The sequence below is a fragment of the Streptomyces noursei ATCC 11455 genome, assembly GCF_001704275.1.
In the GTDB taxonomy this organism is placed as follows: Bacteria; Actinomycetota; Actinomycetes; order Streptomycetales; family Streptomycetaceae; genus Streptomyces; species Streptomyces noursei.
The window spans coordinates 4255338-4275196 of the sequence record NZ_CP011533.1 but is presented as its reverse complement, the minus strand read 5'-3'; the positions used below and the strand labels follow the sequence as shown (position 1 = coordinate 4275196).

Annotated in this window: 15 protein-coding genes; 9 read left to right on the top strand and 6 right to left on the bottom strand. The window is 73.5% G+C overall.

The window, feature by feature from the left end; all coding sequences use genetic code 11:
- The first annotated feature begins 35 nt into the window (after positions 1 to 35).
- The 8 genes from SNOUR_RS17870 (at position 36) to SNOUR_RS17835 (ending at position 10672) form a co-directional block, all read left to right on the top strand.
- Entirely contained in the window at positions 36 to 1370 is a 1335-nt protein-coding gene (locus tag SNOUR_RS17870) for a beta-ketoacyl-[acyl-carrier-protein] synthase family protein (protein ID WP_067348273.1), read from the top strand.
- An 8-nt stretch (positions 1371 to 1378) separates the two neighbouring features.
- Positions 1379 to 2581 carry a beta-ketoacyl synthase N-terminal-like domain-containing protein gene (locus SNOUR_RS17865; protein WP_067348271.1) on the top strand — a complete coding sequence of 401 codons (1203 nt, stop codon included), beginning with the start codon at positions 1379 to 1381 and terminating at the stop codon, positions 2579 to 2581.
- Positions 2578 to 3855: a beta-ketoacyl-[acyl-carrier-protein] synthase family protein gene (locus SNOUR_RS17860; RefSeq protein ID WP_067348268.1), complete on the top strand. Its 1278-nt coding sequence runs from the start codon at positions 2578 to 2580 to the stop codon at positions 3853 to 3855. Before SNOUR_RS17865 ends, SNOUR_RS17860 begins: the two co-directional genes overlap by 4 nt.
- Positions 3845 to 5203 (top strand): beta-ketoacyl synthase N-terminal-like domain-containing protein, encoded by a 1359-nt coding sequence (locus SNOUR_RS17855; RefSeq protein ID WP_079142749.1) that lies wholly within the window; start codon positions 3845 to 3847, stop codon positions 5201 to 5203. Before SNOUR_RS17860 ends, SNOUR_RS17855 begins: the two co-directional genes overlap by 11 nt.
- Positions 5204 to 5217: 14 nt before the next feature.
- Positions 5218 to 8121 carry an aminotransferase class III-fold pyridoxal phosphate-dependent enzyme gene (locus SNOUR_RS17850; RefSeq protein WP_067348265.1) on the top strand — a complete coding sequence of 968 codons (2904 nt, stop codon included), beginning with the start codon at positions 5218 to 5220 and terminating at the stop codon, positions 8119 to 8121.
- Between the two features lie 128 nt (positions 8122 to 8249).
- The gene (locus tag SNOUR_RS17845) at positions 8250 to 8996 is read left to right on the top strand and encodes a 3-oxoacyl-ACP reductase family protein (protein WP_067348263.1); all 747 of its coding nucleotides are present in this window, start codon (positions 8250 to 8252) and stop codon (positions 8994 to 8996) included.
- 10 nt (positions 8997 to 9006) lie between these two features.
- Entirely contained in the window at positions 9007 to 9816 is an 810-nt protein-coding gene (locus SNOUR_RS17840) for an SDR family NAD(P)-dependent oxidoreductase (protein WP_067348261.1), read from the top strand.
- On the top strand, positions 9806 to 10672 hold the full coding sequence (locus SNOUR_RS17835; RefSeq protein WP_067348258.1) for a thioesterase II family protein: 867 nt from the start codon (positions 9806 to 9808) through the stop codon (positions 10670 to 10672). The genes SNOUR_RS17840 and SNOUR_RS17835 overlap by 11 nt, the downstream gene beginning before the upstream one ends.
- On the opposite strand, the gene SNOUR_RS17830 is transcribed toward SNOUR_RS17835, so the two are convergent.
- From SNOUR_RS17830 to SNOUR_RS17805, 6 genes are all read right to left on the bottom strand, one after another.
- Positions 10622 to 12268 carry a TraM recognition domain-containing protein gene (locus SNOUR_RS17830; RefSeq protein ID WP_079142748.1) on the bottom strand — a complete coding sequence of 549 codons (1647 nt, stop codon included), beginning with the start codon at positions 12266 to 12268 and terminating at the stop codon, positions 10622 to 10624. The two genes, SNOUR_RS17835 and SNOUR_RS17830, sit on opposite strands and share 51 nt — an antisense overlap.
- Positions 12265 to 13713, bottom strand: a complete 1449-nt coding sequence (locus tag SNOUR_RS17825; RefSeq protein ID WP_039641074.1) for an ATP-binding protein — start codon at positions 13711 to 13713, stop codon at positions 12265 to 12267. Before SNOUR_RS17825 ends, SNOUR_RS17830 begins: the two co-directional genes overlap by 4 nt.
- A gap of 46 nt (positions 13714 to 13759) precedes the next feature.
- Positions 13760 to 15325 (bottom strand): SCO6880 family protein, encoded by a 1566-nt coding sequence (locus SNOUR_RS17820; RefSeq protein ID WP_067348255.1) that lies wholly within the window; start codon positions 15323 to 15325, stop codon positions 13760 to 13762.
- The gene (locus tag SNOUR_RS17815) at positions 15322 to 16617 is read right to left on the bottom strand and encodes a hypothetical protein (protein WP_067348253.1); all 1296 of its coding nucleotides are present in this window, start codon (positions 16615 to 16617) and stop codon (positions 15322 to 15324) included. Before SNOUR_RS17815 ends, SNOUR_RS17820 begins: the two co-directional genes overlap by 4 nt.
- Complete coding sequence (locus tag SNOUR_RS17810) at positions 16607 to 17464, bottom strand: hypothetical protein (protein ID WP_067348251.1); 858 nt, start codon at positions 17462 to 17464, stop codon at positions 16607 to 16609. The genes SNOUR_RS17815 and SNOUR_RS17810 overlap by 11 nt, the downstream gene beginning before the upstream one ends.
- A gap of 557 nt (positions 17465 to 18021) precedes the next feature.
- A complete protein-coding gene (locus SNOUR_RS17805; protein ID WP_039634054.1) occupies positions 18022 to 18330 on the bottom strand; it encodes a DUF8827 family protein in 309 nt (102 codons plus the stop codon).
- Between the two features lie 495 nt (positions 18331 to 18825).
- Between SNOUR_RS17805 and SNOUR_RS17800 the strand changes: the two genes are divergently transcribed.
- Positions 18826 to 19830, top strand: coding sequence for a C40 family peptidase (locus SNOUR_RS17800; protein WP_067348248.1), 1005 nt, complete (start codon positions 18826 to 18828; stop codon positions 19828 to 19830).
- The last annotated feature ends 29 nt before the right edge of the window (positions 19831 to 19859 follow it).

The window sequence follows — 19859 nt, the reverse complement described above, 5'->3', positions numbered from 1 at the left end:
TCGCTCGTCGTGCGAGTAGTGCGAAAGGAAAGCAAGTGACACCCCACATACCCAACGGGGCCGAACACGAGGTCGTGGTGACCGGGATCGGCCTGGTCGCCGGGGAACTGACGGACCCGGAGGCGCTGTTCGACCACCTCGCGGAAGGACGCACGCTCATCACCGAGCACCCCCGCCACAAGGAGTGGGGCGTCCCCTGTGCCGTCTCGGCGCACATCGACCCGCAGGTCCGGCAGGCGCTGACGGACGCGGCGCCCGAAGAGGCCGGGCCGCTGGGGCCGGCCGGCGTCCTCGCCTGGCACGCCGCCGCCCAGGCATGGCAGCGCAGCGGACTGCCGCGGCGGCTGGACACCGAGCGCGGCGGCGTCTTCCTGGCCTGCAACCGCATGGTCATGGAGCCGGCCGAACTCACCGCGCTGGCCGCCCATGTGGACCACGAGGCGGGGGCCCTGGACCTGGACGGCTACCTGGAGCGGCTCGACGACCCCGCGGGGCCCGCCGCGGACGGCGGACTCGATCCGCGGCGGCACGAGAGGATCCAGCCGGACTCCGCCACCGCCGCGCTCGCCGACTACTTCGGCGCGGTCGGTGTCCTGGAGACCCACGCGGACGCCTGCGCCGCCGGCGGCATGGCGATCGGCAGCGCCTACCGGTACATCCGCAGCGGCGCGCTCGACGTGGCGCTCGCCGGGGGCGCCGAGAGCCTGACCACGCTGACCTCGGTCACCGCCTTCTACGGGGTGGGGGCGCTCGCCCCGGCGGACGGGCGGGACCCGGCGCAGATCAGCCGCCCGTTCGACAAGGACCGCTCCGGCTTCGTCATCGGGGACGGCGCGGCCTTCCTCGTCCTGGAGTCCCGGGCGCACGCCGAGGCGCGCGGCGCCCGCGTCCTGGCCACGGTCGCCGGGTACGCCGGGGTGACCGAGGCGGTGAAGATGACGTCCAGTTCGCGGGACGGCTCGGACTACGCGCAGTGCATGCGGGCCGCGCTCGGCGACGCCGGGCTCGCCCCGGAGGACATCGACCACGTCAACGCGCACGGCACCTCCACCGAGGCCAACGACACCTGTGAGGCGGCGGCCCTGCACACCGTCTTCGGGGCGCGCGCCGCGCGGCTCCCGGTCACCGGCAACAAGTCCGCCATGGGGCACTCGCTGGCGAACAGCGGGGCGGCCGAGGCGGTGCTGTCGGTGCTCAGCCTCCAGCGGCAGACGCTGCTGCCGACGCTGAACTTCACCGAACCGGACGAGGTCACCGGCGGGTTGGACATCGTCACCGAGCGGCGCCCGGCGCGGGTGACCGCGGTGCTGTCCAACTCCTTCGGCTTCGGGGGCCAGAACTGCTCCCTGATCCTGGCCGAGGCGGGGTGAGCGCGGCCATGACGACACACGACGTGCGACTGACCGCGCCCGGCCTGCTCACCGCGGCCGGCACCGACCCGGGCGATCTGTGGGAGGCGCTGGTCGCCGGCAAGGACACCCGCCGGCCGACCGAGGCCCTGGCGGGCCCGTGGCCGGAGTTCGACACCGCCTACCTGGTGGACGACCCGGACGCGGCCACCCTCGGGGTGCACCGCAGGGTGCTGCGGACCTCGGAGAAGCAGGCCCGGATGGCGCTCCACGGGGCGCGGCTGGCGCTGGCGGGCCCGGCGGAGCGCGGCCCGGTGGGCGGCCCCGGTTGGGGGCTCTACCTCGGACTGCCCACGGTGGACGAGGAGTTACTCCGGTTCGGTGCCCTGGACCGACTGCACAAGGCCGCCGGTTCGCCGGCGGAGGTCGCCGCCCTCTACGGCCGGGAGGTCCCGCCGTTCAGCGGGCTGTCGCACCTCAACAGCACCGCGGCCGCGCACATCTCGGCGGTCTTCGGGCTCACCGGGGCCATGGCCGCGTACTCGCCGTTCTCGGACGCGGGCCTGACGGCCCTGATCGACGGGGCGCTGTCGGTCGCCGAGGGGGAGAACGAGGCGGCGCTGGTCGGGGCGGTGAGCCCCAAGGTGCATCCGCTGCTCTTCGCGCAGTACGAGGAGCTGGGGTGGAACGGCGCGGTACCGGGCGAGGGGGCGGCCTTCCTGCTCGCCGAGCGGGCCGCTGACGGCCCCGTCGGCTCCGTCGGCCCCGTCGGCCCGGTGGCCGGCTCCGGGGCCCTCGGGGCGCGGCTGGCCGGCTACGGGCGGGCCTTCGGTGCCGGGCCGCAGGACCGTGCCGAGGCGCTCGTCGAGGCCGTGCACGCGGCGCTGGAGACGGCCGGCACGGACGCCGCCGGGATCGGCTGGGTGTTGCCCGACGCCGCCTGGACGGCGGACGGCGCGCGGGCCCAGGACGCCGCGCTGGACCGGGTCTTCGCGGGCGCCGCGGACCGGCCCGCGCGGTTCACCAGCGAGCCGGCCACCGGGGTGCTGGGCCCCGCCCACCCGTTGGCGCACGCGGTGCTGGCGCTGCACGGCCTGGCCGCCGGGCGGCGGCTGGTCGCCGACGGCGACGCGGTGCGCGAGGAGGCGCTGCCCGCCCCGCGGGCCCTGGTGCTGGCCTGTGGCGCACGCGGCCAGGTGTGCGCCGTCGTACTGGAAGGAGCCGAGAAATGAGCCGCCGCGTCGTGGTGACCGGGCTGGGCGCCGTCTGCGGACTGGGGCTCGACTGGCAGACCATGTGGGAGGGCCTGACCGCGGGCCGGTCGGCGATCCGCGCCTGGCAGCTGCCCGGCGTCGAGGACTTCCCGGTGCGCTACGCGGCGCCGGTCGACGACGCGGGGTTCGCCGCGCGGTACGGCGCCGAGGCGGACCCGGACCGGCCGTTGGAGCGGCGCGCCCGGTTCGGGCTGGCCGCCGCCGCGCAGGCGTTGGCCGACGCCGGGATCGACGGGCCGGGCACGGTGGGCCGGATCGGCACCGCGGTCGGCTCGGGCGTGCCGGAGCGCGACCCCTACGAGCTGCTGCACGCGATCGGCGAGGACGGGCAGCCCGGCTGGCAGACGCTCTTCGGGCGGCGCGACCGGCTGGACCGGGCCAGCGGGCTGTTCTGCACCAACGACGCGCTGGCGGCCGGGATCGCGGCGCGGCACCGGCTGCGCGGGCCGGCGCTGAACTTCTCCACCGCCTGTGCCGGGGCCACCCACGCCGTCGGCCACGGCTTTCGGATGATCCGGCGCGGGGAGGTGGACGCGATGGTGGTGGGCGGCGCCGACTCGGTGCTGAACCTGCCGACCATGACCGGGCTGCACCTGTTGGGCGCGCCGTCCACGTCCGAGCTGTTCGGGGACCGGCTGTGCCGGGCCTTCGACCGGGACCGCAGCGGGCTGGTGGCCGCCGAGGGCGCGGCCATGGTGGTGCTGGAGAGCGAGGAGAGCGCCCGGCGGCGGGGCGCCACGATCTACGCCGAACTGGCCGGTTTCGGCAGCTCGTTGGACGCCTACCAGGTCACCGCCCCGCACCCGGAGGGGCACGGCGCGGCGCTGGCGATGAGCCGGGCGCTGGCGGACGGCCAGGTGGCGCCGGACGCGGTGGACTCCATCAACGCGCACGGCACCTCCACCCCCCTGAACGACCCGATCGAGACCCGGGCGATCAAGGACGTGTTCGCGGCCGGCGCGCACTACCGGAAGCTGGCGGTCACCGCCAACAAGACGATGCTCGGGCACCTGATCGCCGCCGCCGGCGCCCCCGAGCTGATCGCCACCGTGCTGTCCGTGCGGGACGGCATCGTGCCGCCGACGCTGAATCTGGAGAACCCGGATCCGGCCTGCGACCTGGACTACGTGCCGGAGAAGGCGCGGTACCAGGAGGTGTCGGTGGCTGTGAGCAATTCCTTCGGCTTCGGCGGACTCAACGCCAGTCTGGTGGTGCGTGGTTATGAGCACTGACATCGCTTCCCGCGGAGACGACGCCGGGCTCGCGCCGGCGTCCGACCCGTCCTTCGACCCCGACGCGGTCGTCGTCACCGGCATCGGTGCCGTGCTGCCCACCGGCCGCGGGCCCGAGGCCCTGTGGACGGCCTGGCGCGAGGCGCGGCCGGCGCTCACGCCCTACCAGGACCCCTACGTCCGGACGAAGAAGATCACCCACTTCGGGCACGTCCCGGCCGACCTCCAGCAGCTCAGCCGGGACAGCGTCCCCCACAAGCTGCGGAAGTTCGGCACCGGGTTCACCTTCGACGCGGTGCTGGCCGCCGAGGACGCCATGCGGCAGGCCGGCGAGAGCTGGCAGGCCATCCCCGAGGAGCGGCGCGGGCTCTACGTCGCCCAGGACGACTCCACCGAACTGAGCGTGGCCGCCTTCCACAAGGCGCTCGACCGGGCCCGTACCGACACCTCGCCGCAGGTCGGCGCGGACCTCACCCGGGTGGTGGCGGAGGCGTTCGGCAACGCCGCGACGTTCAACCCGTTCACCGTCATCCGGGCGCTGAACAACAACACCCTGGCGCTGGTCAGCATCGCCCAGCGGTTCCGCGGCGACTGCGCGGCGTTCGTCCAGGACGCCGGCGCCGCGCTGGGCGCCCTCCAGCGGGCCGCGTTCAGCCTCCGCCAGGGCGACTGCGACACCGCGCTGGTCGTCGGCGCCGGCAGCTACAACGAGCCGCTGAAGCTGGCGGCGCAGTACCGCGCCGGCAACCTCACCGCCGGCGACCACGACGCGGCCCCGCTGCGCAGCTTCGACGCCGGCCGGGACGGCACGGTGCTGGCCGAGGGCGCGGTGGCGCTGGTCCTGGAGCGGGCCGGGGACGCCGCGGCGCGCGGGGCCCGCCCGCTGGTGGAGGTGCTGGGCGCGGCGCTGCGGCCCGCGGTGGACAGCGGCGTCGGCCCGGCCGCGCTGGCCGAGAGCGCCCGTGGCCTGATGGCCGCGCACGGGGTGATGCCGGACTCCCTCGGCGCCGTGCTGGCCGACGGCAAGGGCACCGTCCACCACGACGCCGCCGAGGCCGAGCTGCTGCGCGCGCTGCTGAAGGACAGCGGCGTCCCGGTCAGCTCCGTGCGGCCGGTCGTGGGCACCCTGGGGGCCGCCGGGCCGCTGGCCGAACTGGCGCTGGCGCCCAGCCTGTTCGCCGCCGGGGAGCTGCCGCCGATCGCGCACCTGGCGACCCCGCCGGACGACGGCACCGACTTCGTCACCGGGACGGCCCGCAAGCGGCGGATCGACTCCGTCCTCAGCCTGCACAGCAGTTTCAACGGGTTCGCCGGAGCACTGCTCGCCAAGCGGCCGCACCTCGTCTAGGAGACCACCAGCCAATGTCAGCTACCTCAGCGTTCACCGAGTTCGTACAGCCCCAGATGGGCCGGGTGTTCACCGCCCTGGGGCTGGACGTGGAGTACGAGCGGGCCGAGGGCAACACCCTCTACCACCGCGACGACCAGGGCGAGCTGGTGCCGGTCCTGGACCTGATGGGCGGCTACGGCTCGCTGATCCTCGGCCACAACCACCCGGAGATCGTCGCGCACGCCAAGGAGCTGCTGGACCAGAACCGGGCGGTGCACGCCCAGTTCTCGCTGCGCGGCGAGGCCGGCCGGCTCGGCGCCGCGCTCAGCGACGTGGTCCGCCGGGAGACCGGCATCAAGGAGCCGTACCTGGCCACCTTCGGCAACAGCGGCGCCGAGGCCGTCGAGGCGGCCGTCAAACACGCCGAGCTGGTCCGGGTGACGAAGGCGGCGGCGCTCGCCGAGGAGATCGCGGCCCACCTCCAGGCGGCCCGGGACGCGGTCCGCGGCGGCACGGCCACCGTCGACCCGGACGCCCACCAACTGCCCGCCCTCCAGGGGCAGGCCGCCCCGGCCGCCGGCATCGAGGGGCTGCTGGCCGCGATCGGCGCGCACAACGCGGCGGTGCTGGCCACCAAGCCGCTCTTCCTGGCGCTGGAGCGGTCCTTCCACGGCAAGCTCGTCGGCAGCGTCCAGCTCACCTACAACGCAGGCTTCCGCGCGCCGTTCCAGAACCTGGGCACGCGGGTCCGCTTCGTCCCCATGGACCGGCCGGAGCTGCTGGACCGGATCGCCGAGGACGAGCGGGTGGTGCTGCTCGACACCGAGCTGGCCGACGGCCGGGTGCGGGTCGTCGAACGGGACTTCCCCGCCATCACCGCCTTCATGGTCGAGCCCGTGCAGGGCGAGGGCGGCATCCACGCGCTCACCGCCGAACAGGGCCGCGCCATCCGGCTGTTCTGCAACAAGGTCGGCACCGCGCTGATCATCGACGAGGTGCAGAGCGGCATGGGCCGCTGCGGCGCCTTCCTGGCCAGCTCGCTGATCGGGCTGCGCGGCGACTACTACACGCTGTCCAAGTCGCTGGGCGGCGGACTGGCCAAGGTCTCCGCGATGCTGGTCCGCCGGTCGCTGTACCAGGGCGAGTTCGACCTGATCCACAGCTCGACGTTCGCCATGGACGACTTCTCCTCGTCCGTCGCCCGCAAGGTCGTCGAGATGCTGGAGGCCGACGACGGACGGGTGTACCGCCAGGTCACCGAGCGCGGCGAGCGGCTGGTGGAGATGCTGGCCGACCTCAAGTCGGCCTACCCGGACGTCATCGAGGAGATCCGCGGCAAGGGCCTGTTCGTCGGCGTCCAACTGCGCGACCAGGGCGAGGCCCGCTCCATGGTGCTGCGCGGCAGCGCCTACACCGGTGCGCTGGGCTATCTGCTCTCCGGCTACCTGCTGCGCCAGGAGCGGATCCGGATCGCGCCGACCGGCAGTGCCGGCAACGTGCTGCGCATCCAGCCGTCCGCGCACCTCACCGACGAGGAGATCGAGCGGCTGCGCGGTGCGCTGGACCGGCTCTGCCGCATCCTGCGCTACGAGGACACCCTGCACCTGGTCCACCCGGCCAGCGACCGGACGATCCCCAAGCCGCGGGCGGAGATCCGCGACTTCCGCGGCGCCGTCGAGGGCTACGAGCAGGGCGCGCCGCGCCCGGTGACCGGCCCGGTCCGCAAGGTGGCGTTCATCAACCACCTGATCACCCCGGCGCATCTGCGGCAGGTGGACCCGGCGCTGGCCGACTTCGACGACGCCGCGCTGCGCTCGTTCGTCCTCGGTATGGACCCGGTGAAGAAGGCCGCGCCCTACCCGGGCGTGCGGATCGACTCGCCGCTGGGCAGCGCCGTGGAGTTCGCGCTCTACCCGCTGATGGTGGGCTCCGAGCAGATGGGCGGCTACCTGGCGTCCGGGGACGTCGCCGGGATCCGGGCGGACGTCGAGGAGCGGGTGCGGGCGGCCCGCGAGGACGGCTGCGAGGTCGCCGGGCTCGGCATGTACACCTCGATCGTCACCCACAACTGCACCTCCCTGAACGTCCCCGGCATCGCGCTGACCTCCGGGAACGCGCTGACCGTCGCGATGGGCGTACGGGCCATGGAGCGCGGCGCGCGTGACCGCGGCTTCGCGGTCGCCGACGCCACCCTGGCGGTGGTCGGCGCGGCCGGCAACATCGCGTCCGTCTACAGCCAGCTGTTCGCCGAGAAGCTGGAGCGGATCGTGCTGGTGGGCAGCCGGAGGGACGGCTCGGCGCGTCGGCTGCGCGGCACCGTGCACGGCATCTACCAGGAGGTCTGGGCGCGGATCGCGGCCGGCGGCGAACTGACCGGCATCCCGGCCCGGCTCGCCGAGGAGCCGCTGATCACCAAGTGGCTGGCCGACGGACCGTCCCCCGAGGGCGCGGACGACGCCGAGCGCGGCAAGGCGATCGCCGCCCACCTGGAGGAGCGGTACGGGCAGGACCCGTTCCTGACCGTCACCCAGGACACCGACGCGCTCCGCGAGGCGCAGCTGGTGCTGTGCGCCTCCAACAGCCCCGAGCCGTTCCTGACCGGGGAGCACTTCGCGCCCGACGCGGTGGTCTGCGACATCGCGGTCCCCAACAACGCGGTGCCGGACCTGACCGTCCGGCGCCCGGACCTGGCGTACATGCTCGGCGGCATCGTCGCGACCCCCAACGGCGAGAGCCTGCACCCCTCGGCGCGGGCCTTCCTGGAGGCCGGCCAGCTCTTCGCCTGCATGGCGGAGACCGCGCTGATGGGCCTGGCCGGCATCGACCGGCACTACTCCTACGGGAACATCAGCCGCCAGCAGGTCCTCGACATCGCCGCGCTGGCCGACGCGCACGGGCTGCGGCTCGCCGACTACAAGAGCGCGCACTCGGTGTGAGCCTCCCCCCCAGCTCACGCTGGGGGGACCCCCGGGCGCCGCACGTGACCCGTCGCAGGCATCCACCGCGTGCGGCGCCCGGTCCCCACGCCGCATTTCCCCACCGAACCCGAGAGGACGACAGCGTCATGGAATTCGCAGGCCAGGTGGCACTGGTGACCGGCGGCAGCCGGGGCATCGGCCGCGCCATCGCCGTCAAACTGGCGGAGGAGGGGTGCGACATCGCCCTCAACTACCGCAGCGCGACAGCCGAGGCGGAACAGGTCGCCGAGCAGATCGCGAAGCTGGGCCGCAAGGTCGAGCTGTTCCAGGGGGACATCGCCGACCCCGAGGTGCCCCACACGGTGGTCTCCGGCGTCCGCTCCTCCTTCGGGCGGATCGACGTCCTGGTGAACAACGCCGGGATCACCCGCGACGAACTGCTGGTCAATCAGGGCCTCGCCGACATCGAGGACGTGCTGCGCACCAACCTCGTCGGCCCGATGCTCACCGTCCGGGCGGCGGCGCCCGCGATGCTGCGCCAGCGCTACGGCCGGATCGTCAACCTCTCCTCGTCCGCCGCCTCCAAGCCGGGCCGCGGGCAGTCCAACTACGCGGCGGCCAAGGGCGGTCTGGAGTCCTTCACCAAGGCGATGGCGGTGGAGCTGGCCTCCCGGAACATCCTCGTCAACGCGGTCGCCCCGGGCGTGATCAACACCGACATGACCGACACCATCCGCGCCCATGGCGAGGACGAGATCATGAGCCGGCTGCTGCTGAAGAAGTACGCCGAACCCGAGACGATCGCCGACGCCGTGGCGTACCTCGCCAGCCCGCGCAACACCTACACCACGGGCGAGGTACTGCACGTCGACGGCGGCCTGAAGATGGCGTGAGGGAGCGGACATGACCGAACCGGACACCTCCGTCGCCGCCCCGGCACCGGGCGAACTGGCCGGCCGGACCGCGGTGGTCACCGGCGCCGCCCAGGGCATCGGCCGCGAAGTGGCGCTGCTGCTGGCCGAGTCCGGCGCCGCCCACCTGATCCTGCTCGACCGGGACGCCGCCCCACTGGACACCGTAGCCAAGGAGGTGCGCGACCTCGGCGCGCAGGCCACCGCGCTCGCCGTGGACCTGCGCGACCGGGCGGCGGTCCGCACCGGGCTGCGCACCGCGCTGCGCGCCGCCGGGCAGCTGCACATCCTGGTCAACAACGCCGGCGTCGCCGACGAGAACGGCCCGGACGACGAGGACACCTGGCTGCGGGTGCTCGACATCAACCTGCACGGCACCTTCGCGGTCACCGCCGCCTGCCTGGAGTACCTCGTCGACAAGGGCCGGATCGTCAACGTCTCCTCGATCCTCGGCAAGGCCGGCAAGATGCGGAACACCGCCTACTGCGCCTCCAAGCACGGCCTGATCGGCTACACCAAGGGCCTCGCCCTGGACCTGGCGTCCCGCGGCATCACCGTCAACGCCGTGCTGCCGGGCTGGATCGACACCCCGATGCTGCGCCGCGAGATCGCCGCCTCCGCCGCGGAGATCGGCGCCGACCCGGCCCGGATGCTGCGCCAGGCGCGCAAGTCCGTCCCGCTGCGGCGGCTGGTCGAGGCGCGGGAGGCCGCCGAACTCATCGGCTTCCTGGCGTCCGACCGGGCGGCCGCCATCACGGCGCAGTCCCTCACCGTCGACGGGGGCTACACCCGTGGGATGTGACACCGGGACGGTCGCCCTGCCCCGGCCGCGGCCGGCGCCCGCCGCGGACCCGTGGCTGCGGCGGCTGCGCCCGGGGCCGGCGCACCCCGCGGCCGGCGCCGCCCGGGTCGTCTGCTTCCCGCACGCGGGCGGCGGCGCCGGCACCTACCGGCCGCTGGCCACCGCCGTCGCCGCCCGCACCGTCGGCGACCGCCCCCACGAGGTGCTGGCGGTCCAGTACCCGGGGCGGAACGACCGGATCCGGGAGGCCCGCGTCGAGGACCTGCGGACGCTGGCGGCCGGCGCCCACCGGGAGGTCGCGGCGCTGGCCGACCGCCCGCTGGTCCTGTTGGGCCACAGCATGGGCGCCCTGGTGGCCTACGAGGTGGCCCGCCTCCTGGAACGCGACGGGACCGGCCCGGCGCACCTGGTCGTCTCCGGCGCCTGGGCGCCCTCCCGGGTGCGCGGCGGCACGGTCCACCTCAGGGACGACGACGGGCTGATCGACGAGATCCGGCGCACCCGGGGCACCGACCCACGGCTGCTGGACAACCGGGACGTGCTGGCCATGGCGCTGCCCGTGGTCCGCAGCGACTACAAGGCCGTGGAGACCTACCGGCACCGGCCCGGCCCGGCGCTGGCCACCCCGGTCACCGCGCTGACCGGCGACCGCGACCCGCTGGTCACCGTCGAGGAGGCGGCGGCCTGGGCGGAGCACACCGCCGGCGGCTTCCGGCTGCGGGTCTTCCCCGGCGGCGACCACTTCTACCTCACCGGGCACTGGCCGGAGTTGGCGGACCACCTGGTCACCGCCCCGCCGCGCCCGTCAGGCCGGTGCGAAGTCCTGCGGCCAGCGGGCGCGGGCCTGCTCGCGTGAGCGCATGGTGGCCAACGTCAGCAGGCCGCGCTCCCGCCCCGTTTGAAGCAGGCCCGGCAGGGCGGGCAGCGGGGCGAGCGCGGCGATGTCGTCCAGGACGAGGGTGAGTGGTGGGTCGAGCCGACCGGCGGATGACCGTTCGGCCATGCGGCGGCCGTGCTCGACCACGTGCGAGAGGAGTGCGGTGAGCAGCGGCATCGCACCCGGGTCGGTGCGCGGGTCCTCGATGGACTCGCCCACCAGGTACAGCGTTCCCCCCTCGGCGATGAATGATTCGAGGACGAGCGCATCGGCTCGCAGCGGATTGCTGGCGTCACGGATGTGCACCGAGGACAGTGCGGCCAGCGCCCGGCCGAGCAACTCCTTGGCCAGTTCCCGGCGTTCGGCGTGCGCGGTGAGCACCGACTCCAGCTCGCCGGCCTGCCCGGCGGACGCCCCGGCGTGGGTGCGCAGGATGCGGACCGGCTCCTGGGCGCCGCCCGCGGCGTGCGCCCAGCGGTGCAGCTGACGGAACGGGCGGTCGTCCAGCGCGGCGGCGTGCAGCCAGCAGCGCAGCAGGGTCTGTGCGGCGTCCGCGACGGCCGAGTCCAGCGCGCTGGCCGGGCGGACCGGGGCCAGCAGCGCGACGGCTCGGGCCGCCGCGGTGCCGATGTCCTCGCAGCCCGCGGTGGGCGACCAGCGCAGCCGGGCCGGGGTGTCCAGGAGGTGCGTGGGGTCGTAGGCCAGCAGCGGGCCCAGCTTGGCGCGGGCGTCCTTGGTCTCGGCCCACAGGGCGGGATCGGTGGTGGCGAGCACCAGCGGGCCGGGCGCGGCGGTGGCGGCGGCCAGCGCCGCGGCGCGGGCGGCGGCCCGGTCGCGGCCGAACTGGACGCGTGGAAGGGCCGATTCGGGCTCCGAGAACGGTTCCGGCGGGGGCGGGGCGGCGGTGCCGCGCTGCTCGGGGAGCGGGCCGGGGACCGGCAGCGGTGCCGGGGCCGGCGTCTGCGGGACGGCGGGCGCCACCCCGGACCCGGGGGCCGCCGGGCCCGTCACGGGCGGCGAGGGGGGCCGTGGAGCGGCTTGTGGGGCGGTCGGCGCGGCCGTCTCGGCCACCGCGGGGGCGCCCGTCCGGCCGGCCCCCGCCCGCGCGCGCCGCTCGGCCCGCCGCGTCGCCCGCACGGCCCGGTACCGCGTCACCGTCCCCAACACGAAGATCGACAGCACCAGCAGCACCATCAGCTCGCCGACGAACAGCCCCCAGAACAGGCCGTAGCCCGACAGCTGCTCCTTCGGGGCGTCCGGCCAGGCCGCCGCGATGTCGTGCGGCGCGCCGATCAAGTGCCGCAGCGCCAGCGGCGTACCGGTGTACGTCACCCCCGACGGCCAGCCGCCGTGCGCGAGCAGCCCGGCCAGCCCGGTCGCCGTCCACACCACCAGGGTCAAGCCCAGCAGGAAGCCGATCAGCCCCACCAGCAGGGCGTCGGGGACGCCCCGGTTCCTGGGCCGCCCGCCCGGTCGGCCGGCCGCGCCGTCGTGGCCACCGTCGTAGCCGCGGCCGTCCCGCGGGCGGTAGCCGGCGCCTGCGCCTGCGCCCTCATCGTCATATCCGCGCGTCACGCCACCGTCTCGCTCGACTCGTCCCGCAACTGCCGTTCCATCGCGATGGCCTCGGCGCGCGCCTCGGCCTCGGCGTCCGCCGCCAGCGCCAGCGCGCGCGCCTCGTCCGTCGGCAGGGAGGCCGACTCGGTCATCGCCCGGTCGGTGTAGACCAGCGGCCGTTCGGCCTCGGTGATGAGGTGCTTGACGACCTGCACATTGCCGTTGACGTCCCAGACGGCGATACCGGGGGTCAGGGTCGGGATGATCTCCACCGCCCAGCGCGGCAGCCCGAGCACCCGCCCGGTGGCCCGCGCCTCGTCGGCCTTCTGGGCGTAGATGGTCCGGGTGGACGCCATCTTCAGGATCGCCGCGGCCTCCCGCGCCGCCGCGCCGTCCACCACGTCGCTGAGGTGGTGGACGACGGCCACGAAGGACAGGCCCAGCCGGCGACCGAACTTCAGCAGCCGCTGGAAGAGCTGGGCCACGAACGGCGAGTTGATGATGTGCCAGGCTTCCTCGACCAGGAAGATCCGCTTCTTGCGGTCGGGCCGGATCCAGGTGTGCTCCAGCCACACCCCCACGATCGCCATCAGGATCGGCATCGCGATGGAGTTCCGGTCGATGTGCGAGAGGTCGAAGACGATCAGCGGCGCGTCCAGGTCGATGCCGGCCGTGGTCGGGCCGTCGAACATCCCGCGCAGGTCGCCGTCGACCAGCCGGTCCAGCACCAGCGCCACGTCCAGGCCCCAGGCGCGGACGTCGTCTATGTCGACGTTCATCGCCTCCGCGGACGCCGGCTCGGGGTGCCGCAGCTGCTCGACGATGTCGGACAGCACCGGCTGCCGGCTGCGGGACAGGCCGTCCGTGCCGTCCTCGTAGGTGCTCAGCACCGCCGCGTGCGCCACCTTCAGGGCGAAGCCGGCGCGTTCGTCCAGACCGTGCCCCATGGCGACCTCGATGATCGTCCGGAGCAGGGCCAGCTGACCGGTGGTGGTGATCGAGGGGTCGAGCGGGTTGAGGCGGATGCCGCCGTTGAGGGCGGCGGTCGGGTCCAGGCGGATGGGCGTTATCCCCAGCTGCTGGGCGATGAGGTTCCACTCGCCGACGCCGTCCTCGCCCTGCGCGTCCAGCACCACGACCTGCCGGTCGCGGAACCGCAGCTGCCGCAGCACGTAGGTCTTCTCCAGCGCGGACTTGCCGTTGCCGGACTCGCCGAGCACCAGCCAGTGCGGCGCCGGCAGCTGCTGCCCGTACAGCTGGAAGGGGTCGTAGATGTACCCCTTGCCGGAGTACACCTCGCGCCCGATGATCACGCCCGAGTCGCCGAGCCCGGGAGCCGCCGTCGGCAGGTAGACCGCCTGCGCCTGACCGGTGGAGGTGCGTACGGGCAGCCGTGTCGTCTCCACCTTCCCGTACAGGAAGCTGGTGAAGGCTTCGGTGAGGGCACCGAGCGGGTCGAACATGGCCATGACGTACGCGCCTCCCAGGGCTTCAGCGGCGTTGGCGGCGTTAGCGGCGGATACCGGTCGCGAACGGCAGGGTGTTCACGAACGCCCGATGGTGTTCACGGTCGCACCACTCCAGCTTGAGGTAGGACTTGCCCGCCGAGGCGCGGATGGTCCGCTTGTCGCGGGCCAGCGCCTCGGGCGACCGGGACGAGACGGTGAGGTAGCCGACGAGGTTGACGCCGGCCGCGCCGGACGCCAGGTCCTCGCCGCGCTGGTCCACCCGGCCGTGGTGCGCCACGTCCCGCGGGTCCACCACCCGGTTCATCTTCGCCGCGCGACTGGCCTCCGCGTCGTCGTTGGTCTTCTCCGTCAGCATCCGCTCGATGGCCACCTCGGTGGGCTCCAGATCCATGCAGACCGCGACCGTCCGGATCACGTCCGGGGTGTGCACGAGCAGCGGCGCGAGGAAGTTGACGCCCACCGGGGTCAGCGGCCACTCCTTGATCCACGCGGTGGAGTGGCACCACGGCGCCCGCGTCGAGGACTCCCGGGTCTTGGCCTGGAGGTACGTCGGCTCGGTCGCGTCCAGCTCGGCCGGCCAGGCGTTGCGCCTGCTCATCGCCTGGATGTGGTCGATCGGGTGGTCCGGGTCGTACATGGAGTGCACCAGGGACGCCAGGCGCGCCTGCCCGAGCGGCTGGCGCACCCGGATGTCGGCCTCCGTCAACCGGGCGCAGATGTCGGTCAGCTCACGGGCCATCACCACCGCCAGCCCGGCGTCCCGGTCCAGCTTCCGGCGCAGCAGCCCGCCGCGCTGGGCGGCCGCGGCGCGGGCCATGGTGACCGCCTCGGCGGCCAGTTCCCGGTTGTAGTGCATGCACGCGACCAGATAGGCCCGGTGCTGCTCGGACGACGTGGACACCATCGACTGCAACTGGTCGTAGGACTCCTGCAGCCACCGCGGGGAGTCGACGTCGCCCCGCTGGGTGACGTCCTTGGCGTGCGCGTCCGGGTCGGCGGGCAGCGTGCGCGCCAGCATCTGCAGCCGCGTCACGAAGCCGTCCCCGTTGGCGACGTGCTTCAGCAGCGTGCCGAACCGGTCGACCAGCGCCTCCTGGTCCTCGCTGTCCCGCAGGCCGACGCCCGGCCCCTCGATCTCGATCGCCGCGGTCACCGTCCGCCGGTCGGCGTGCAGCAGCACCGCGATCTCGTCCGGCCCGAACGGCGCCGACAGCCAACTGATCCGCCCGATCCCGGGCGGCGGCCCGATCTCCACTTCCCTCCCGTCCAGCCGTACCCCGGCTTCCATGGCCCCGGAGCGGTACACCGCCCCTCCCTTGCGCACCGTACGCCGGAAACTCCGCCGGACCTCGAACCACTTGTAGTACGTACGCCCCTTGTAGGGCACGTAGACCACGGCCAGCCCCAGCATCGGGAACCCCGTCAGCGAGGCGATCCGCAGCGGCAGCGACGGCACCAGCAGCCCGCACACCATCCCGAGGAACGCGCCGACGATGATCAGCGTGATCTCGCCGGTCTCCCGGTTCTTGCCGACGACGGCATTGGGCCGGGCACGGCCGATCAGATACGTGCGCCGCGGCGCGATCGGCTGGGACGGCGTGCTCAACGCCCCTCACCTCCAGGAGTCTTGCCGGTGCGGGGGCCGCCGGTGCCGGGGTTGGTCCGCGGTGCCGGCGCCGCCGGGGTCGCACGGGAGCCGTGCGCGGCGACGCCGCCGGAGACCGCGTCGGCCGGCCGGGACTGCCCGCCCTGCGCCGCGCCGCCGCCGTCCCCGCCCGACCGGCGGGCGCTGTGCGTCTTGATGCCCTGCGAGACCAGCGCCGCGGGCGACGAGATCATGGCGGCCGCCTGACTGCCGTCGGTGGCCCGTCCCTTGCTCGACCGCGCCGAGACCATCTCGTCGCCGAAGCCCGGCACGAAGCGGTAGATCACCGCACTCGCGAAGATCGCCAGGATGATGATGGCCAGCCCGGACACCACGGCCGAGAAGGCGTTCGGCCCCTTGTCCCCGGAGAGCGCGCCGGCGATCCCCAGCACGATCACGATCACCGGCTTCACCATGATCACCGCGATCATGATGCCGGCCCAGCGGCGGACGTGGCCCCACATGTTCTTGTCGACCAGCCCGGCGTACACCACCGTCCCCAGCAGCGCCCCGACGTACAGCAGCGCGGCCCGGATCACCAGCTCCAGCCACAGCACACCGGCGGCCAGCACGGACACCAGCGACACCACGATCAGCATGATCGGGCCGCCGCCGATGTCCGTCCCCTTGGTCAGCGCCTGCGAGAACGCCCCGAAGAACGTGTCGGTCTGCGCCCCCGTCCCCTTCGCGATGATCTCGGTGACCCCGTCGGTCGCCGACACCACCGTGTACAGGATCAACGGCGTGAACGCGGACGCCAGCACCGTCAGCCAGAGGAACCCGACCGCCTCGCTGATCGCCTCGGTCAGCCGCACGCCCCGCACGGCCCGCTTGGCGACGGCCAGCAGCCACAGCACCAGCGTGAGCACCGTGGACGCGGCGAAGACCACCGCGTACTGCCGCAGGAACGCCGCATTCGTGAAGTCCACCTGAGAGGTCGCCTTCACGGCCCCCGACAATTTATCGACAATCCACGCGGCCGCTTTGCCACATCCCTGCGCAAGCGAACCGAGGGGGTCGAGGGGGTTGTTGTCGAGGGGGTTGCTCGGTAGCTTCGGCGCGCCGGTGCCGGCCGTGTCGCCGGTCTGGCAGAACTGCTTCTGCGCGCCGGGGACGAGGTCGCAGGCGTCACCGGAGGGCTTGGGGCTCGGGTCGGCGAAGGCGCGGGTGGCGAAGAGGACCAGTGAGGTTTGCACTGCCGTCACCACGGACACGCGGGACAGGGCGCGGCGGCCGAGCGGACTACCGGGCATAGGTGAAACCTCCGTACCCTGCGACCGCTCCCGCGATCTCCTTCGCCCCGGACGCGGGAACGTCACCGCTGACCGGCGCCGGACCGTTCTTCTGCGCGTAGCTCAGCGTCTTCCAGTCGGTGCCGGTCCACGTCAGCTTCATGGTGAAGGTCAGCCAGTCCGTGGTGACCGGCTTGGTGGAGCCCTCGCCGGCCAGGCCGAGCAGGCCGGTGCACCACACCTCGACGGTCGCCTCGGTGGGCGAGAAGGCCGTGGCCTTGGTGCCGACCGGGATGGTGCGGTTGACGAAGGTCATCCCGGCCGGGGCGGTGCCGTCGGGCTTCAGCCCCGCGTTCTTGAAGAACGCCGGCGAGTACGCGCTGTCGAGCTTGCTCTGGAGGGCGGCCACGGCCGACGGTGCCATGACCGTGCTGACGATCTGGTGCCGCTGGTCGCGGTTGAACATGGTGCTGGAGCCCAGCGCCACCACGTAATTGGCCGCCGCCGACTGCGCCCCCTGTTCCGTCTGCGGGAAGCCCGAGGCGATGCCGCCGGTCTTGCCGGTGACCGGCTTGGTGCCGGTGGGGGCGGTCGGTCGGGCCGCGGCCTGGTCCTTGGTGGAGGCGCCGGTGCCGGTGCCGGCGCCGCTCTCGTCGTTGCCGCTGCCGCCGCGGTTGGCGAAGGCGATGGCCGCGATCAGCAGGACGACCACGCCGACGACCGTGATGAGGTTGCGGCTGGAGAGGCCGGACCGGGCGCGGCGGGGCGCGCCGTAGGTGTCGCTCTCGCCGTCGGGAAGTCTGGTCCGGGTCTGACCCGTGCCGGTGCCACGGCCGTCGCCGTAGCCTCCGTCGTCGCCGATACTCATCGCGCCTGTGCCCCCTCTGCCGCCATCGCCGCTGCCGCCCTCGCCGTTGGTGTGCCGCCTTCATATGACCGTAGCTGCGTGGGCGGCGGCTCGGGTGAAGTGGTACGAGTACATCTCACCGTGACGGTTCCTCAGTTGCTGGGCGGCAGAGGCGAATGGGGGACTCTGGGCGGTTTGTGCCCCTCGTCCGCCGAACGCCCGCCGCGGCCTGCTTGTCTCCGGAACCACCTGTCCCCGCGGCGCGGGCAACCCAATCGGCCCGCTGGTGGCGGGCGTGGTCACGGCGCGGCTCAGGGCCCCTCGGGACGGGGTGAAGGGGCGTCAGCATGGGGCCTCGGGCAGGGGGGTGGGGCATGTCGGGGTACGGGAGGGCACGGGGCGGCGGAGGGAGGTCGGGTGGGGGCGCAGGGGGAGCGGCGCGGGGACGGGCGCGTGCCGACGTGCGCGGTGTGGTGACCGGTGGCGGCGGGCAGGGTTGGAGGTGGGGCCCGTCCCGCCGGGGCGCCCGCGCCGTCCGGCGGCCGGGAGGGCGGGCGCCGGCCCGCGTCGCCCGGCGGCTAGACGGCCATGCCGTAGACGATGGTGAACAGCGTGCCCAGCGAGCCGATGATGAAGACGCCGGTGAGGCCGGCCACGATCAGGCCCTTGCCCTGCTCGGCGCTGAAGGTGTCGCGGAGCGCGGTGGCACCGATGCGCTGCTTGGCGGCGCCCCAGATGGCGATGCCGAGGCAGATCAGGATCGCCACCGCCATGATGACCTGCACCATCACACGGGCCTCGTTGCCCAGGGTGCCGAACGGCCCCCAGTCCGGGGCGATGCCGCCGATGATGGTGGTGATGTCGCCTTTTTCGGCCGCAATGAACATGTGAGAACTCACCGCCCCATTATGGGTAGTTGCCGGGCCGTGCCGTGCGGCACGGACTCAGTCTCTATCTTCGCCGACAAAGACGCCATCAGATGTCGACTTGGCGGCTTTCTTTGACGGATCCGGTGGGGGTGTGGTGTGTGCGGCCCCGTCCGTCGCCCGTCGCCCCCTCCTTGTCTCACCGTGTGTATCACGGGTGATAACGCTGAGCAATGACTGTCGGGGTGGGGCGGGAACGGGGCGAGGGGCGGGGCGGGGGACGGCCCCTGGGCGGTGTGTACTTGAGGGGCGGTGTCGCCAAGGCGCGGTGCGGGACGGTGGCCTGACGCGCCGGAGGGTCGGCCGCGCCGGAGCGTGGGGGCGGCGGATGTGACGGGAATCGCACACCGTTCGAAGCGCCCCGTGCGCTGCTCCGTGCGCCTCGGTGCGGCGGCAGGGCGCGCGGTGGCCGACGAAAGGGCTGTGAACCGGGCCTGAATGGGGGAGGGTTGTGGGGTGCGGAAATTCTGGACGACCGGCGGGCTCGGGGTGGGGCTGTTGCTCCTCCTGGTCGGGCTGCTCGTGATCGGGACGTACGGGGCGGCGGCCGGACTGGCGGGCGCCGCCGGCCGGGCGGTCGGGCTGGCCAAGGGGGCGGTGCCGGCCGCGTACCAGTCGCTGGTCCAGAAGTGGGGGACGCTCTGCCCGGCCATCAACCCGGCGCTGCTGGCGGCCCAGCTCTATCAGGAGAGCGGCTGGAACGCGCATGCGCAGAGCCCCGCGGACGCGCGCGGCATAGCGCAGTTCATCCCGGGGACGTGGGCCACCCACGGCATCGACGGCAACGGCGACGGCAAGAAGGACATCTGGGATCCGGAGGACGCCATTCCGTCGGCCGCCTCGTACGACTGTGAACTGGCCAGTTATGTGAAGGACGCGGCGGGCAACGCCACCGCGAACATGCTCGCGGCGTACAACGCGGGCGCGTACCGGGTCATCCAGTACAACGGCGTCCCGCCCTACCAGGAGACGCAGAACTACGTGAAGACCATCACGACGCTGGCCAAGAGCTTCGAGGCGCCGGTCGGCCCGGTGGCGCCGTCCCGGCAGGCCGCGGCGGCCATCTACTTCGCGCAGGGGAAGCTCGGCACGCCCTATCTGTGGGGCGGCAACGGAACGGCGGACCAGGGCGGGCGGTTCGACTGCTCCGGCCTGACCAAGGCCGCGTACGAGTCGGTGGGCATCGAGCTGCCGCGGGTGGCCAACGACCAGTGGAACGCCGGTGCGCACCCGAAACGGAACGAGCTGCTCCCCGGCGACCTGGTGTTCTTCGCCTACGACCTGAACGACCCGCGGTCCATCCACCACGTGGGCCTCTATGTCGGCGGTGGATACATGATCAACGCGCCCTACACCGGCGCGGTGATCCGGTTCGACAAGATCGACACACCGGACTACATCGGCGCCACCCGCGTGACGTCGGATGGCGCGAAAGCGCTCCCCACCGGGAACGCCGGGTGAACATAAGTCCTGAGCTGCGGCGACGTGTC